At 43.1% G+C, this 14,685-nt stretch carries 10 protein-coding genes; 6 read left to right on the top strand and 4 right to left on the bottom strand.

The window, feature by feature from the left end:
- Positions 1–8: 8 nt before the first annotated feature.
- Positions 9–1,868 carry a CDP-glycerol glycerophosphotransferase family protein gene (locus KXD37_RS08705; protein WP_106019657.1) on the top strand — a complete coding sequence of 620 codons (1,860 nt, stop codon included), beginning with the start codon at positions 9–11 and terminating at the stop codon, positions 1,866–1,868.
- Positions 1,869–1,909: 41 nt separating this feature from the next.
- Here KXD37_RS08705 and KXD37_RS08700 read toward each other — a convergent pair whose 3' ends face one another.
- Entirely contained in the window at positions 1,910–4,552 is a 2,643-nt protein-coding gene (locus KXD37_RS08700; protein ID WP_263463486.1) for a glucosaminidase domain-containing protein, read from the bottom strand.
- 131 nt (positions 4,553–4,683) lie between these two features.
- Positions 4,684–5,634, bottom strand: a complete 951-nt coding sequence (manA, locus tag KXD37_RS08695) for a mannose-6-phosphate isomerase, class I (RefSeq protein WP_127696419.1) — start codon at positions 5,632–5,634, stop codon at positions 4,684–4,686.
- 266 nt (positions 5,635–5,900) lie between these two features.
- On the opposite strand from manA, the gene KXD37_RS08690 reads away from it, so the two are divergent.
- The 3 genes from KXD37_RS08690 to KXD37_RS08680 are packed head-to-tail and all read left to right on the top strand — an operon-like array spanning position 5,901 to position 9,585.
- Positions 5,901–7,352, top strand: coding sequence for a spore germination protein (locus tag KXD37_RS08690; protein ID WP_127696418.1), 1,452 nt, complete (start codon positions 5,901–5,903; stop codon positions 7,350–7,352).
- A gap of 5 nt (positions 7,353–7,357) precedes the next feature.
- Positions 7,358–8,464 carry a spore germination protein gene (locus KXD37_RS08685; protein WP_106019660.1) on the top strand — a complete coding sequence of 369 codons (1,107 nt, stop codon included), beginning with the start codon at positions 7,358–7,360 and terminating at the stop codon, positions 8,462–8,464.
- Complete coding sequence (locus tag KXD37_RS08680; RefSeq protein WP_106019661.1) at positions 8,461–9,585, top strand: Ger(x)C family spore germination protein; 1,125 nt, start codon at positions 8,461–8,463, stop codon at positions 9,583–9,585. The genes KXD37_RS08685 and KXD37_RS08680 overlap by 4 nt, the downstream gene beginning before the upstream one ends.
- A gap of 46 nt (positions 9,586–9,631) precedes the next feature.
- Here the strand turns inward: KXD37_RS08680 and KXD37_RS08675 are convergent, their stop codons facing one another.
- A complete protein-coding gene (locus tag KXD37_RS08675; protein WP_095712878.1) occupies positions 9,632–11,005 on the bottom strand; it encodes a sugar porter family MFS transporter in 1,374 nt (457 codons plus the stop codon).
- 330 nt (positions 11,006–11,335) lie between these two features.
- On the opposite strand from KXD37_RS08675, the gene KXD37_RS08670 reads away from it, so the two are divergent.
- Complete coding sequence (locus KXD37_RS08670) at positions 11,336–12,304, top strand: LCP family protein (RefSeq protein ID WP_069486829.1); 969 nt, start codon at positions 11,336–11,338, stop codon at positions 12,302–12,304.
- A 155-nt stretch (positions 12,305–12,459) separates the two neighbouring features.
- Positions 12,460–13,320 (top strand): Cof-type HAD-IIB family hydrolase, encoded by an 861-nt coding sequence (locus KXD37_RS08665; RefSeq protein WP_103671240.1) that lies wholly within the window; start codon positions 12,460–12,462, stop codon positions 13,318–13,320.
- Between the two features lie 35 nt (positions 13,321–13,355).
- Here KXD37_RS08665 and KXD37_RS08660 read toward each other — a convergent pair whose 3' ends face one another.
- A complete protein-coding gene (locus KXD37_RS08660) occupies positions 13,356–14,597 on the bottom strand; it encodes a C40 family peptidase (protein WP_106019662.1) in 1,242 nt (413 codons plus the stop codon).
- Positions 14,598–14,685: the final 88 nt, after the last annotated feature.

Genomic DNA, 14,685 nt, shown 5'->3' with positions numbered 1-14,685 from the left:
GGTACAAAGTGAAGCTTGCCAGAAAGATTAAGAACAGACTTTTCAGATCAAGAAAGAAAGTGAAAAAAGAAAATACAGCTCTGGTCGTTCATCCAACAGATAACAGAGTCTTTTCTCTTTTTGATAAAACGAAGCGTGTCGAAGAAAATCAGCAAGTGCCTGTCAGAAAAATTTCTGAGTTTTCTTGGAATGGGTCGATCCTTAAGATTGCGGGTTATATGTATATTAAGGGTCTGCCTCTGCAAAAAGAGGATCAGGTCCGCAAACGTTTATTATTGGTGAACAACGGTGTTTTATTCACAGCTGTTTCGTTGCGCGATTGTCCTGTAGAGCAGTTATCGATCAATACTTCAAATGTGCCTGAAGCCTATAAATGGGCAGGATTTTCACAACAGATTAACTTTTCTAAATTGATGAATGACAAGCCTCTGCCACAAGGCGAGTATAAGCTCTTTCTCGAAATCGAGGCAGTCGATGACCAAAATATCAAACACCAGGAAGTGCATACGGTCGGAAATGTTAGCAGTTTCCTCTCTAATGATGTATATGCGACAAAGATGGAATTTCATTCAGCTAAAAAGCTCATGAAGTTTAATTTGATCGTGAACTATGATGAGAGCGAAAAGACGATTAATTTGTCTTGCAACAAACTGCAGGAAATTGATCCGAGCCTTTTGGAGCTTGATACCGGAAAAGAAGCAAACCGCTTTTTGCGCAAGCTGAATACGAGCTTGTTCCATTTTGCTTATGATGTGTTCCGCCTGCTTCCAATTAAGTCGAACAAGATCGTCTTTGCTTCCGACAGCCGTCTTGATTTGACAGGCAACTTTGAATTTGTTTACGAGGAACTGCTGAAGCGGGAAGAAAACTTTGATTTTAAATTTTTCTTAAAGAGCAGCATACGTGACAGAAAAAGCCTGTCTGAACTAATGTCAATGGCTTATCATTTTGCGACTAGCAAGATCATTTTTATAGATGATTTTTATCCGATTATTTATCCGTTAAAAATCCGTAAAAATGCTGATCTTGTCCAGCTGTGGCATGCTGTCGGCGCCTTTAAGACATTCGGCTACAGCCGAATCGGACTGCCGGGAGGACCGTCACCGCATTCGAAAAACCACAGAAACTACACGAAGGTTATTGTCAGCTCTGAAAATATACGGAAGCACTATGCAGAGGGCTTTGGCGTGGACATTGAGAATGTGATTGCTACCGGTGTTCCGCGAACAGACTTCTTCTTTGATGAAGCGAAAAAAGCATTTGTGAAGGAACGTCTTTATACGGAATATCCATTCCTTAAAGATAAGAAGGTTATCCTCTTTGCGCCTACTTTCCGCGGAAATGGACAGCAATCAGCCCATTATCCTTTTGAGGTACTTGATTTTGACCGTCTGTATCATGAATTAAAGGATGAATATATCTTCTTATTTAAAATACATCCGTTCGTTCGGAACGACGCCAATATCCCTTATCAGTACAGCGATTTCTTTTATGATTTCTCTTCTTTCAGAGAAATCAATGAGCTATTGCTTGTGACGGATGTTCTGATTACGGATTATTCTTCAGTATGCTTTGAGTATGCTTTATTAAATAAACCGATGATCTTCTTCAGCTATGATGTTGATGATTATATTCGGAAACGTGATTTCTATTACGATTACTTTGACTTTATCCCAGGCCCGCTTGCGAAAACGTCTGATCAAATGATTTCTATTATTAAAGAAGAGAAATATAACTTCGATCAAATTGATTCATTTGTACATTATTTCTTTGATGATCTGGATGGGAAAGCAAGTGAACGTGTGATTGATCAAATTGTTTTCCCTCAGGAAGAGGAACCGTTAGAGGATAAAGTTCTTAAAAGATAATAAAAAAACACCTTTTGCTGCGGCAAAAGGTGTTTTTTTATTTATTGATACTCCGGAACATCATAATACAGTGTGTATCCATCCAGTAATGAATACAGGCTGTACATGCGGTTTACTTGTTTGTACGCCCAGCCGATATCTGTTGCATATTGGTGTGCAGCTGTAGCTGACCATCTCATCTTGTATAGCGTGTCTTGATTGTAGGCTGTGTTATGAATGTAGGATGAGCCTATGAACTTGGCGCCGCCGATAATGGCGGCTTCTGGTGTGAACCAGCCTTGCTCGTATGCGTATTTGGCGCCGTAGTAGTTCGGGTTGCTATCGTATGCGCCGATTCCGTACATGTTATAAACGGTTCTTCCGTTATAGGTTAAACCATTGGCCAAATCGGATGTTCCGTTTCCTGTTTCAAGGAGAGCGTGTGAGATTAAATATAGCTCGTTGATGCTGTACTTAGTTGCAGCATCGATAAATGCCTTTGCTTTTCCTGTCAGAATGCCTTTGCCCGCAAGCACTTTCTGATTGACCTCGGCAACGCTGAGGCCGGCTGTCTGTGACAGCTTAAGAAATTGGAAGTAGTATTTGCTGTCCATGGAAAAGTTGTTTGGGTCAACGTATTGTCCTACTTCATCACTGCTAGCGTTTCTCCACCCCATATTGATTTTGGCCCAGCCGTTTGTCTGGCCGATGATTTTCACTTTATCGCCTTTTTTTAATTGGCCGATGACGTTCGTCGGACTGACTGCCGGCGTTGACCGGATGTTGAGTACATCAGCTGTAACCGTAGAGGTTGCTGTATTGATATACTCGAGGGATACGTAAGCTGCACCGTCGGTTTGCGGGCTGACTTTCATTTGTTTTTGAACCATATCACGAAGCGAGAGATTATAATTCGTTTTCATGATTTGCGGACCGTTTTTTATTTTTACAATGGATGATGTCCATCCATATAATTTTTTCAGCTTCGCTGATGCCGCTGAAGCTGCGCTATTGCCTGTGAATTGCTCGTTAAGGCTAATTTTATAAAGCGTGTTGCTTTTGGTCGTGTAGTTCGCGCTTAACTGCTGAGCTTTAAAATAGTTCAGTCCATTGTTCAATGCTGTTTTGCTGCTGAGCTGAGATGTCAGGATTTTGTATTGTGTATATGCTGTCGCGCCTGTTTTCGCGGCTGTGCCAGAGGCGTTATTTTTTTTGAAGAAAGCAAGTACACGATCGATGTCCTCTTGGCTGATGATCGCCTCAGTGATGATTTGATATTTACTTCCTGCTGTCTGACCCGTTTTTTTGCTTGCGGCTGAAATCTGATTTGATTTAAAGAACGTGATGGCTTCATTGACTTTTGCCGCATCCAGCAGAGATTCAGTTGTAATTTTAAACGTGTTGGCAGTTTGTTTTTTTACTGTTTTTGCTGCAGCACTTAGCTTATACTTCTTTAAAACGTTCAAACCTTTTGTAACTTTTGCTTGGTCTGTTGTTTCTTCAGAAATGAGCTGATATTGGTTTTCGGCTTTTTTTCCAGTCGCTTTTTTCGTTGCCTTTACTTTCTTCTGTGTGAAGAAATTTGCAGCTTTGTTGGCCTGCTGCTCACCTAAAATCTGTGCAGTCGTAATTTGATAGGCAGATGATGTTGCCGTTTTTTTCACGGCAGATGACGTGTAATGCCATTTTTTCTTTTTGAAAAATGCGTCGACCTTTTGAAGCTGCTGTTTTGTCAAATTCTTCATGTTTACCGTATATGATGTGCTTTTGCCGACCTTTTGATAATATCCGGACACCCCAGTGTTTTTCTTGATTTGGCTGATGGCATCCTTCACTGTATTCAGCCCTTTGAAATAAGCCGATTGGACATTGTATACGTCTGCTGTAGTTTTTTGATTGATTGACTTGTAGCTTCCCGTAATTCCGGTGCTTTGTTTCAGCTGCTGTAACAAAGTCTTGGCGTTTGCTTCACCTGATATAGAGGCTGTTGTAAACGTGTAATAGGCTTGGCCTTTCGCTGTTTCTTTTAATGATGCCTTCAGTCCTGATTCTTTTTGGAATGTGTTTTTGACTTGGGCAGCCTTGCTGTCTCCGATAATAGCACCTGATTGAATGCTTGTTACAGACACTTCATGAGTAACGGGCTGGTACGTGCTTTTTATCCCCGTTTTCTTTGTCAGGCCTTGGATAAGCTCCTTTACCTTCATCTCATCTGCTATTTCCGAGGTAACCACGTTCATGTAAAACTGGGCTGTGCCGGACATCTTCACAGCGCCGGATACCCCTGTTTCCTGCTTAAGCTTGGCCAGCAGGGTGTTGGCCTGTTTTTCACTTGGTATTGCGCCGGACGTGATGGTCATATACGGCTGTTTGCTGCCGACTGGACTGGATGTGCCTGTAATGGCTGTCTGTTTTGTCAGTCCGCTCAGCACGGTTTTAGCTTGTGCTTCGCTATGTATGCCTGTAGCGGTAATTTGGTAGGTTGCTGTTGTTCCTGAAGCCTGATAGGAGGCATCCCAGCCTGTGTCTTTTTCCAATTTGGCGGCGGCCTGAGAGGCTTGGCTTTCTGTACTGAATGTTTTTGCCGGCTCCACCTTATAAATCGAGTAGTCCGTATACGCTGCAGCCTGTGCAGAGCCGGTTATGGTAAAAAAGGCAAGGGACGCGGCGGACAGAAGCATCGGTGCGATTAATCTCTTTTTCATTCCTTCTCCTCTTTCTTATTCAATGAGTATATAAAACTAGTTTATTTATCGGCACGCGTATGCTCTATTTATAGGTCAATCCATTCCATTTTTGAAAAAATAAAAAACTTAATCTCTAAGTGAGATTAAGTTTACATGTGTGACACAATCAGTGTGCATGTGCCTTTAATTGTGAAGTCGGACATATTGTAAGGCAAAATAAAGTGATCGCCCTTTTTAAGCGGGCATGTTTCGTTTCCATACGTAAGCGAACCGCTTCCTTCTATTACACTGCATATCAAGAAGCTCTCATCCTGCGAAAGCTCAGCCTCTCCATTAATGTCCCATTTATAGACGGAAAAGTATTCCCCTTGGACAAACGTTTTAATTGTTATTCCTTTTCTTGATTCGGTTGATTCATCTATATATCCGTCCACATGGGGAACGGTCGCCGCGTTAATGGCTTTTGCAAAATGAAGCTCCCTTGGCTTGCCGCTTGTTTCGAGACGGTCATAGTCGTAGACCCGATATGTGGCATCTGAATTTTGCTGGGTCTCTAACACAAGCGTCCCTTTGCATAAAGCATGTATCGTACCGCTCGGCACATAATAGAAATCACCCGGCTTAATCTTGATTCTTCGCAGCAAGCCTTCCCAGTCACCGCTGTTAATCATTGTGACAAGCTCAGTTTTTGAACGCGCCGTATGTCCGTAAATGATTTCTGCGTTTTCTTTGCAGTCAATAATATACCAGCACTCCGTCTTGCCGAGTTCTCCCTGTTCGTTCTCTCCAGCGTAATAATCATCGGGATGGACTTTAATCGACATATCTTCTTTTACGTCCAGCAGCTTCGTCAGTAACGGGAACCGGTCTCCCTCCACGCCTCCGAACAATTCCCGGTGCTCATCCCAAAGCTCGGTCAATGTCTTTCCTTTATACGGGCCATTCGCAACAGTGCTCGGTCCTTTTGGATGAGCGGAAATGGCCCAGCATTCCCCTGTTGTTTCTGATGGAATGTCATACCCGAAGACATCGCGTAAAGCGGTGCCGCCCCAGATTCTTTCTTTAAACACTGGCTTGAAAAAAATCGGTGATTGCGTCATGATCCGTACCCCTCCCCTTTAAATGGCTGATCATTATTTTCCCGATGCGTGCCCCTTACAAACGCCCCTATGTCTGTCTGCTTTTCAATGACAACATATGTACAAAGCATTATGTATCAATGACCCCTTTTGAGAAAACGCTTCCTTTTTATTATATCACTTTCACAAGAAGGTTTGTTTCAGCCTTTTCCTTATGAAGAATAATTCTCCTTTTTTGATACAAATTAATAAAAACCGTCAATATGTTTTTATAAAGGAGAGAAACTATGCAAATCGACTCTGATCTCCAGCACAATGTAGAAACATTGAAAAAAAAATTGGGGCAAAACGACGATATCATGTTTTATACGTTTTCTTTCGGAGACAGCAGACAGAAGGCTTGCCTGCTGTATATTGACGGTTTGACAGAAAATAAGCTTCTGGCGCAATACGTCATTTCTCCTTTACAAAAAGAATCGTTAGCTCAAAAAGAAGGCTTGATTGAAGATTTATCCGCTTTCTTTTTCGGCTATCATCACAGCGTTGTTTCTACAATAAAAGAAATACAGCAGCTCATTTTTTCCGGACATACCATTTTGCTGGCCGATGGTTACAGCGCGGGGCTGGCATTTGATACGAAAACGTTAATGACGCGCAACCTTGAAGAGCCTTCCTCAGAAATCGTGGAACGCGGGCCGAAGATTGGCTTTATTGAAAAACTGCGGACAAACACGGCACTTTTGCGAGAGCGGACGAGTGACCCTAATCTCGTAATAAAAGAAATGACAATAGGCAAAAGGACGAAAAAAAAGATAGCTGTCGCTTATATTCAGGATATTGCACCTGATTATGTCATAAAAGAAGTGTTTAAACGGCTGAAATCCATCACGACAGATGATTTGCCCGAATCAGGCACACTTGAACAGCTCATTGAAGATGAACCCTTTTCAATCTTTCCCACGATTTTAAGCACTGAACGGCCTGATCGTGTAGAAAGCTCATTGTTAGAAGGACGGGTCTCCATATTAGTAGATGGTACACCATTTGCATTGATTGTACCGGCAACGGTGGATGAATTTATTCATTCACCGGATGATTACAGCCAGCGCTGGATTACAATGTCTCTTATTCGTTTGCTTCGTTATTCAAGCATCCTGATTACCATTTATTTACCCGGCTTATATATTTCTCTCGTTTCCTTCCACACCGGTCTTTTGCCGACGAGAATGGCCATTTCGATTGCGGGCAGCAGGCTGAATGTGCCCTTTCCGCCTTTTGTCGAAGCCTTTATTATGATATTTACGATAGAACTGATCAGGGAAGCCGGTTTAAGATTGCCAAAACCGATCGGGCAGACGATTGGGCTTATTGGAGGCGTTGTCATTGGACAGGCAGCCGTACAAGCGCAAATCGTCAGCGCACTGATGGTCATAGTTGTATCAATTACCGCATTGGCATCCTTTACTGTTCCTTCATACGCCTATAACTTTCCGCTGCGGATTATTCGCATTGCGGGTATGATAAGTGCCGCGATGCTCGGCATGTATGGCGTCATCATGGTCTTTCTGTTTGTGATCGGCCACTTGATGCGACTGAAAAGCTTTGGCCAAGATTACATTATTCCCATAATGGCACAGCCCGGACAAGATTTAAAGGACACTGTGATTCGCATCCCTACCCTATTTTTAAAAAGGAGACCTACCCGTAAAGACACAAAAGATAAAAACAGACAAAGGTGATGGCTATGATGCAATCAGAGGACAAGCTTACATTTATGCAGACGCTTATTATGGTAAGCAGTACAATGATCGGTGCCGGTGTCTTAACCCTTCCCCGCTCAGCCGCTGAAACCGAAAGTCCGAGCGGATGGATTATGATCCTGCTTCAGGGCGTTATTTTTATTATTTATGCTCTGCTATTTTTGCCTTTTCTTCAACGAAACAGCGGGAAAACAATTTTTGAGCTCAACAGCATTGCAGCCGGAAAATTTATCGGTTTCATTTTGAATTTATTTATTACCCTTTATTTTATCGGTATCGTATGCTTTCAAGCCCGGGTCTTAGGAGAGGTTGTCGCATTCTTTCTATTAAAAAACACGCCGATGGCGGTTGTCGTCATTATTTTTCTGGCGGTTGCCATCTATCATGTGGCCGGAGGTGTTTACCCCATTGCGAAGGTATATGCGTATATCTTTCCTATCACTATTATTATTTTTCTGATGCTTCTGATGTTTAGCTTTCGTTTGTTTCAGTTAGATTTTATCCGACCCGTTTTTGAAGGCGGTTACCAAAGTTTTTTCTCTTTATTTCCTAAAACCCTTTTATATTTTTCAGGATTTGAAGTCATTTTTTATCTCATTCCCTTTATGAAAGATCCGAAGAAGGTTAAAAAAGCTGTCGCTTTGGGCATTGCAACCTCAACTGTTTTCTACAGCATTACTTTGTTTATTGTCATTGGCTGTATGAGTGTGGCTGAAGCTAAAACAGTGACGTGGCCGACCATTTCACTCATCCACGCATTAGAAATCCCAGGGATTTTTATTGAACGATTTGACCTGTTTTTACAGTTGACTTGGACAGCTCAGCAATTTGCATGTATGCTCGGCTCTTTTAAAGGCGCGCATATCGGATTAACAGATGTCTTTCACCTAAAAAATAAAAACAATCCGTGGCTGCTTGCTGCACTGCTGGCTGTTACATTTTTCTTCACAATGCTTCCTGACGATCTTAATGCCGTGTTTTATTACGGTTCACTTCTCGGATATGCATTTTTAGGTGTCATTATCATACCATTTCTCATCTGGTTTTTGAGCTGGGTACAGAAGAAGCTGGGGAGGGGTCAGCTGCAATGAAAACAATAATAAAGCTTGCAGCAATGTTTCTGATGCTGCAGCTGCTCTGCGGATGCTGGGATGTCAAAAATATTGAAAAACTGTCTTTCGCCAGGGGACTTGCTATCGATGAAACTGATGACCATCAGTATAAATTAACCTATCAAAACCTTCTTCCCCAAAGTGAAGACAGCCAAGCATCAGGAAAACCGGAATTTGTCAATGTGACCTCCCGCGGGAAAACCATTCTCGAAGCGGTCAGTGATGTATCCATCAAGGACCCTCCTATCTATAGCGACCATTTAAAAGTGATTCTTTTGGGAGAAAAGCTAATGAAAAATCAAAATATGGATCAAGTGTTCAACCATTTTATCCGGGATGATGAGCTGAGGCGAAGCAGCTATTTGATGGCAGCCAGAGGGGAAGCTGGAGAAATTTTCACGGAAGGAAGTCCAAAGCAGCAGCTGCCGATGCCTTCCGAAAAGCTGATTGATCTGACAAATAACAGCGGATATAACGGAAAAATTATGATGCCGCTTCGGATCGGAAGAGCTTCTATCTATTGCCAAAACGGCTACAGTTTTCTCATCCAAGCCGTGAAAAACCAAAAGGGAAAAGCAAAGTATGACGGGGCTGGCATTATTAAAAGCGGCAGCAATAAACTCGTCGGATTTCTTTCAGCGGATGAAACACAAGCGCTGACATGGGTAATGGGGACAATCCAAGGCGGCGTCATGCCGGCGGAAGAAAAAGGACATCCGATTACATTTGAGATTAAGAAGTCCAAATCAAAAATCAAACCTGCCATTCAGAATGGAAAGCCTGTCTTTCATATTTCAGTCAAAACAACAGGCATTCTGACAGAAGATCAGAGTCCAAGAGAAAACTCTTTTAGCGAGAGCTATTTGCGCAAGCTGGAAAACATTTTTGAGAAAAAGCTGAAACACGATATCAAGCAGATTATGGATCAGCTGCAGCATACGTATAAAGCAGACCCTATCTTTTTATCTGACTACGTTCGGATTCAATACCCGGATTACTGGGATAAAGTAAAAGGGCATTGGGATGAAACGTTCACTGAGGCAGAGTTCACATACGATATTTCGTTCAAAATCATTAATTTTGGAACAGTTGGAAGGTAAGCAGCAAAAAGGGTGTGCCTATTGGCAGCACCCTTTTGAATATGATTTACGTTCCCGCTGTCTGCTGTTTACCTGCCGATCCACTCTGGCCGTTTTTATCGCGCAAATCCTGCTCGATTTCTTCAAGGCTTTTTCCTTTCGTCTCTGTTACTTTAAACCGGACAAATAGAAACGCCATAATGCCGATCGCAGCATAAATCAGGAATAAATAGCTGATGCCGATCGCTTCCATTAAAATTGGATAGGTTAGTGAAACAATCAAAGTTCCAGCGTGCAGCATCAAGGTAGAGACTCCAGTACCGATGCCTCTCACATGAAGCGGAAATAGTTCAGGAAGCATCACCCAGACAACCGGGCCCCAGCTGACGGCAAACACAACGATAAACACGCCTAAGCAAATGACTGTCGTCCATGATGCGGCCGGGGTGTTATCGAAAAAGAGATTCACCATAGCCAGGACAATCAAGCTGATCACCATGCCGGCATTCCCGAATAACAGCAGCGGCTTTCTGCCGATTTTATCAATGATTTTAATGGCGAGAAGAGTCATAAGAACATTCACTGTTCCGATTCCGACCGTTCCTAAAATAGAGGCGGAGTTTCCGAACCCGACGTTTGTAAAGGTCTTCGGCGCATAATAAATGATTGTGTTCGTACCGATAAATTGCTGCAGAAACGCCAGTCCCAATCCGGCAATCAGCGCCGGGCGCACCCACGGATCGAACAGCTCCTTCAGACCGCCTTCGTCCTCTTTTTCCGCTTCTTTAATATCATGGATTTCCTGATCAATATCCTTTGTTCCCCGCAATCTTTGAAGAACTTTCTTCGCTTTGCCCTCTTCACCATTTGTAAACAGCCAGCGCGGGCTCTCAGGCATAAACAAAATACCAATGAGCAGGAGCAATGATGGTACGGCAGCCAATCCAAGCATCCAGCGCCACGCTTCCGCATCGGCAAATATGTAATTGACGATATAGGAAAGCAGGATACCGACCGTAATCATCAGCTGGTTGAGGGACGAAAGCGCACCCCGTTTCTCTTTTGGCGCCAGCTCAGACAAATACAGCGGCACGATCGTTGTCGATGTTCCGACTGCCAGTCCCAGAATGATTCTAAAGAGCACCATCACTCCTGTATTTGGCGCAAGCGCAACTCCCAATCCTCCTATACAAAACAGCAGCGCGGCAGCCATAATCGCTTTTCTCCTGCCAAAACGGTCCGTCAGCTTGCCAGCCGCTCCGGAACCGAGTATTGCTCCGATTAATAAAGAGCTGACAACAAGTCCCTCTGTAAAGGCGTTGAGGCCTAAATCCTTTTTCATAAATAAAATGGCTCCCGAAATGACGCCGGTATCATAGCCGTATAAAGCGCCACCAAGAGCGCCGAAAAAATAAAGCCATATATTTGACTGCTTCTTCATAGAAATGACTCCCTTTCTCCAATCAGTGATCCAATGGTACTGTCCACGGAGTTTTTTAGAAATCTTTTAGCCTATTTTTCCGGCAAGTAAACCTATGCAGACGTACAGACATCCAATATCCATTAATTTACTGGCGTTTTTTTCAACTGCACCGAAACATTTTTTTCCCCAGTGGCGTCCAATAGAAGGTGATTCAGCACATCATCATAAATCTCTAAAAACAAAAACATATAAATATAGGAATTTTTATCGAATATTGTCTTATCAGCAGTTGCCCTACGGCAAAATGAATGGTACGCTTCAAATATTAATGAAACGTGAGGTATTGATATGGAAGAACGATCACAACGTAAGAAGAAAAAGAGACGCCTACGAAAATGGGTGAAATTATTAGCCGGTGTAATGGCTTTTCTCATCATTGCCGCAGGTTCTGTCGGCACATACGCTTATGTCAAACTGAACAACGCTTCTAAAGAAGCTCACGTCAGTCTTGCCCGCGGAGAACAATCTGTAAAACGGATTAAAGAGTTTGATCCTGGAAAGGATTCTTTCTCTGTATTGCTCTTAGGGATTGATGCCAGGGAGAAAAACGGTGAGACGGTAGACCAGGCCAGAAGTGATGCGAATGTACTGATTACCTTTAACCGCAAAGAAAAAACAGCCAAAATGCTGAGCATTCCGCGAGACGCCTATGTGAATATTCCAGGCCATGGCTATGATAAGTTTACGCATGCCCACGCCTATGGCGGCGTAGATCTAAGTGTGAAAACAGTTGAAGAAATGCTTGATATTCCCGTTGATTATGTAGTCGAAAGCAACTTCACCGCGTTTGAAGACGTGGTAAATGAGCTGAATGGCGTCACAGTCAACGTAAAAAGCGATAAAGTCATCCAGCAAATCAAAAAGGATACAAAAGGAAAAGTTGTCCTTCAACAAGGCACACACACGCTCGATGGAGAGGAAGCGCTGGCTTACGTAAGAACACGTAAAGCTGACAGTGACCTTTTACGCGGACAAAGACAAATGGAAGTGCTGAAAGCCATTATCGATAAATCAAAATCACTTAGCTCCATTCCGGCTTATGATGATATTGTGGATACAATGGGAGAAAACTTAAAAATGAATCTATCTCTTAAAGATGCCATTGGCTTGTTCCCGTTTATCACTTCACTGAAGTCGGTTGAATCCATCCAGCTGACAGGCTATGACTATGAGCCTGGCGGCGTCTACTATTTCAGATTGAATCAGGAAAAACTGCAGGAAGTGAAAGAAGAGCTGCAAAACGATTTAGGTGTATAATGAACGGGATGGCGTGCAGCCATCCCGTTTTACATATTTCATTGTTGAAAAATAGGATCGTAAGGTTTAGCCTTGTCCTATATGGTTTATGTTTCGTATGAAAGCTGAACATACTACACGAAGCAGCTTCATTATTAAGGAGGTTTCCCCTACATATGAAATTAATAGCGATTGATTTAGACGGTACATTGCTGAATAAGGAAAGCATCATTTCTAATGAAAACAGAGCGGCTATCAAGCGGGCGCTTGATGCGGGTATCCTCGTTACCATTTGCACAGGAAGAGCAACGTTTGATGTTAAAGCGCTGCTGGAAGGCTTGGATATCCCTATCATCGCGGCAAATGGCGGAACGGTTCATGACAAAGGCTACCGCCTGATCAGCCGGACATTAATGGATCAAGAGGCCGGCAAAGCGATCGCTGATTACCTGCTCTCAAAAAATATTTACTTCGAGGTCTATACAGATGACCATCTGCTTTCTCCTTTTGACGGCGAATCTAAGCTTCAAGCAGAGCTTGACATTTTAAGGAGCGCCAATCCAGATGAAAACATGGATGAATTGTGGAAAGGGGCCATGACCCAGTTCAAGCAGTTCGGCATCAAACCGATCCCGCATATCGAATCGATTTTCGACGGCGGCGAAAACATTTACAAGCTCCTTTGCTTCTCCTTTGATATGGAAAAACTGAGACATGCGAAGGAAGAACTGAAGCATCATAAAAAACTGGCGCAAACCTCTTCCGGAAAGCACATTATCGAAATTCTCCCGGCCTCTTCCGGCAAAGGGCGCGCGCTGACTGAGCTTGCCGGCAAATACGGAATTGAGACGCAAGATATCTATGCGATTGGTGACAGTCCGAATGATTTATCCATGTTCGAAGTGGCAGGACACCGAATCGCCATGGAAAATGCGATTGATGAACTGAAAGAAAAAAGCACTTACGTGACGAAAAGCAATGATGAAAATGGTGTGGCCCACTTTATAGATCAGCTTCTATCCGGCCAATATGCATAAAGAAAAGACTCCAGAGATTCTGGAGTCTTTGTTTTTTATTGCACCCGAATACTTCCCGCGTATTTATCTTTCCAATACATGCTCGTATTCATATTGGTAATGGTTACACCATTTGTTAATGTGACATGAACGACTTGGCCATTTCCGATATAGATGGCCGGGTTTAAGCTTGTTGATTGGAAAAAGACAATGTCTCCCGGCTTCAGGTCAGCCTTATCAACCTTTGTTCCCGCTTTATACTGGCTCGTCGCGTATCGGGGCAGTGAAATGCCTGCCGCTTTCTGGTAAACATATTGGATAAAGCCAGAAGTATCAAATCCTGTTTCTGGAGAAATCCCGCCCTTTTTGTAAGGAACTTCCCCGATATAGAGCGTCGCCTCCGACACAATCGGATTTTCTTTCGGAATTGTCAGGTTGTTAAACCGGCGGATGCCTGTCATCTTAGATTTCCAATAATCCTCTGATAAGTAAGAAATGGTTACTTTTTCAGACCGGCTCGCCTGAATGAACCTTCCGCCTCCTGCATAAATGCCGGCATGCGAAATTCCTGTTTTATACGTATTGCTGAAATAGATGACATCACCGGGTTTAATGTTCTGAAGCGCCACCTTCTCGCCTACTGCCCACTGCTGCTCTGCTGATCTCGGCAGATAGATGTCAAGCGCCTGTTTAAAGACATATTGCACAAGCCCTGAGCAATCGAAGCCCTCTGACGGTGTGCTTCCGCCAAAAACGTACGGAATGCCGAGGTATTTTTCGGCCTCCTGCACAACAGCCACATCAGCAGTCTCCGGATCGGCAGCGACTCGTTTCGCCCCAATGTAAGAGCCGCTCCAATAGCTGCTTTTTTTGTAATTTGTGACGATAACCCCTTTTGATAGAGTGCTGTGAATCATTTGCCCGTCTCCAATGTAAAGAGCGGCGTGTGTCGGTGCAGTCCCGCTGCTTCCCGCTTTTTTGAAAAATAAAATATCACCTGGTTTTAGATCTGCCGGCTTTACTGCCGTTCCGACTTTTGACTGGTCGTTCACAGATCTCGGCAGATGAATATCAGCCTGACCGAAAACATATTGAATCAATCCAGATGAATCGAAGCCTTCTTTCGGAGTTTCACCGCCGTATCTATACTTATACCCAAGCAGTTTCTTTGCTTCACTGATGATCAGGTCAGATTTTGCATCAGCCTCCGCAATATCCGCTTTTGTCATAATAGGAACCAAAAAACAAATCATAACGGCCACAAGCAAAAACTTCTTCCAGTTTGCCAGTGTGTTCACTTTTATTATCTCCTCCTCTATTTGCAGTTTTAACATCGGTATTTTTCTAGATATGTTAAGAGACTTTTTCATATTTTTACAGAATGAA

It is taken from the genome of Bacillus sp. XT-2, from assembly GCF_025696525.1.
Taxonomy (GTDB): domain Bacteria; phylum Bacillota; class Bacilli; order Bacillales; family Bacillaceae; genus Bacillus; species Bacillus halotolerans.
Note: the sequence above shows the minus strand (reverse complement) of the source record. Positions and strands in the feature narration are given on the sequence as shown.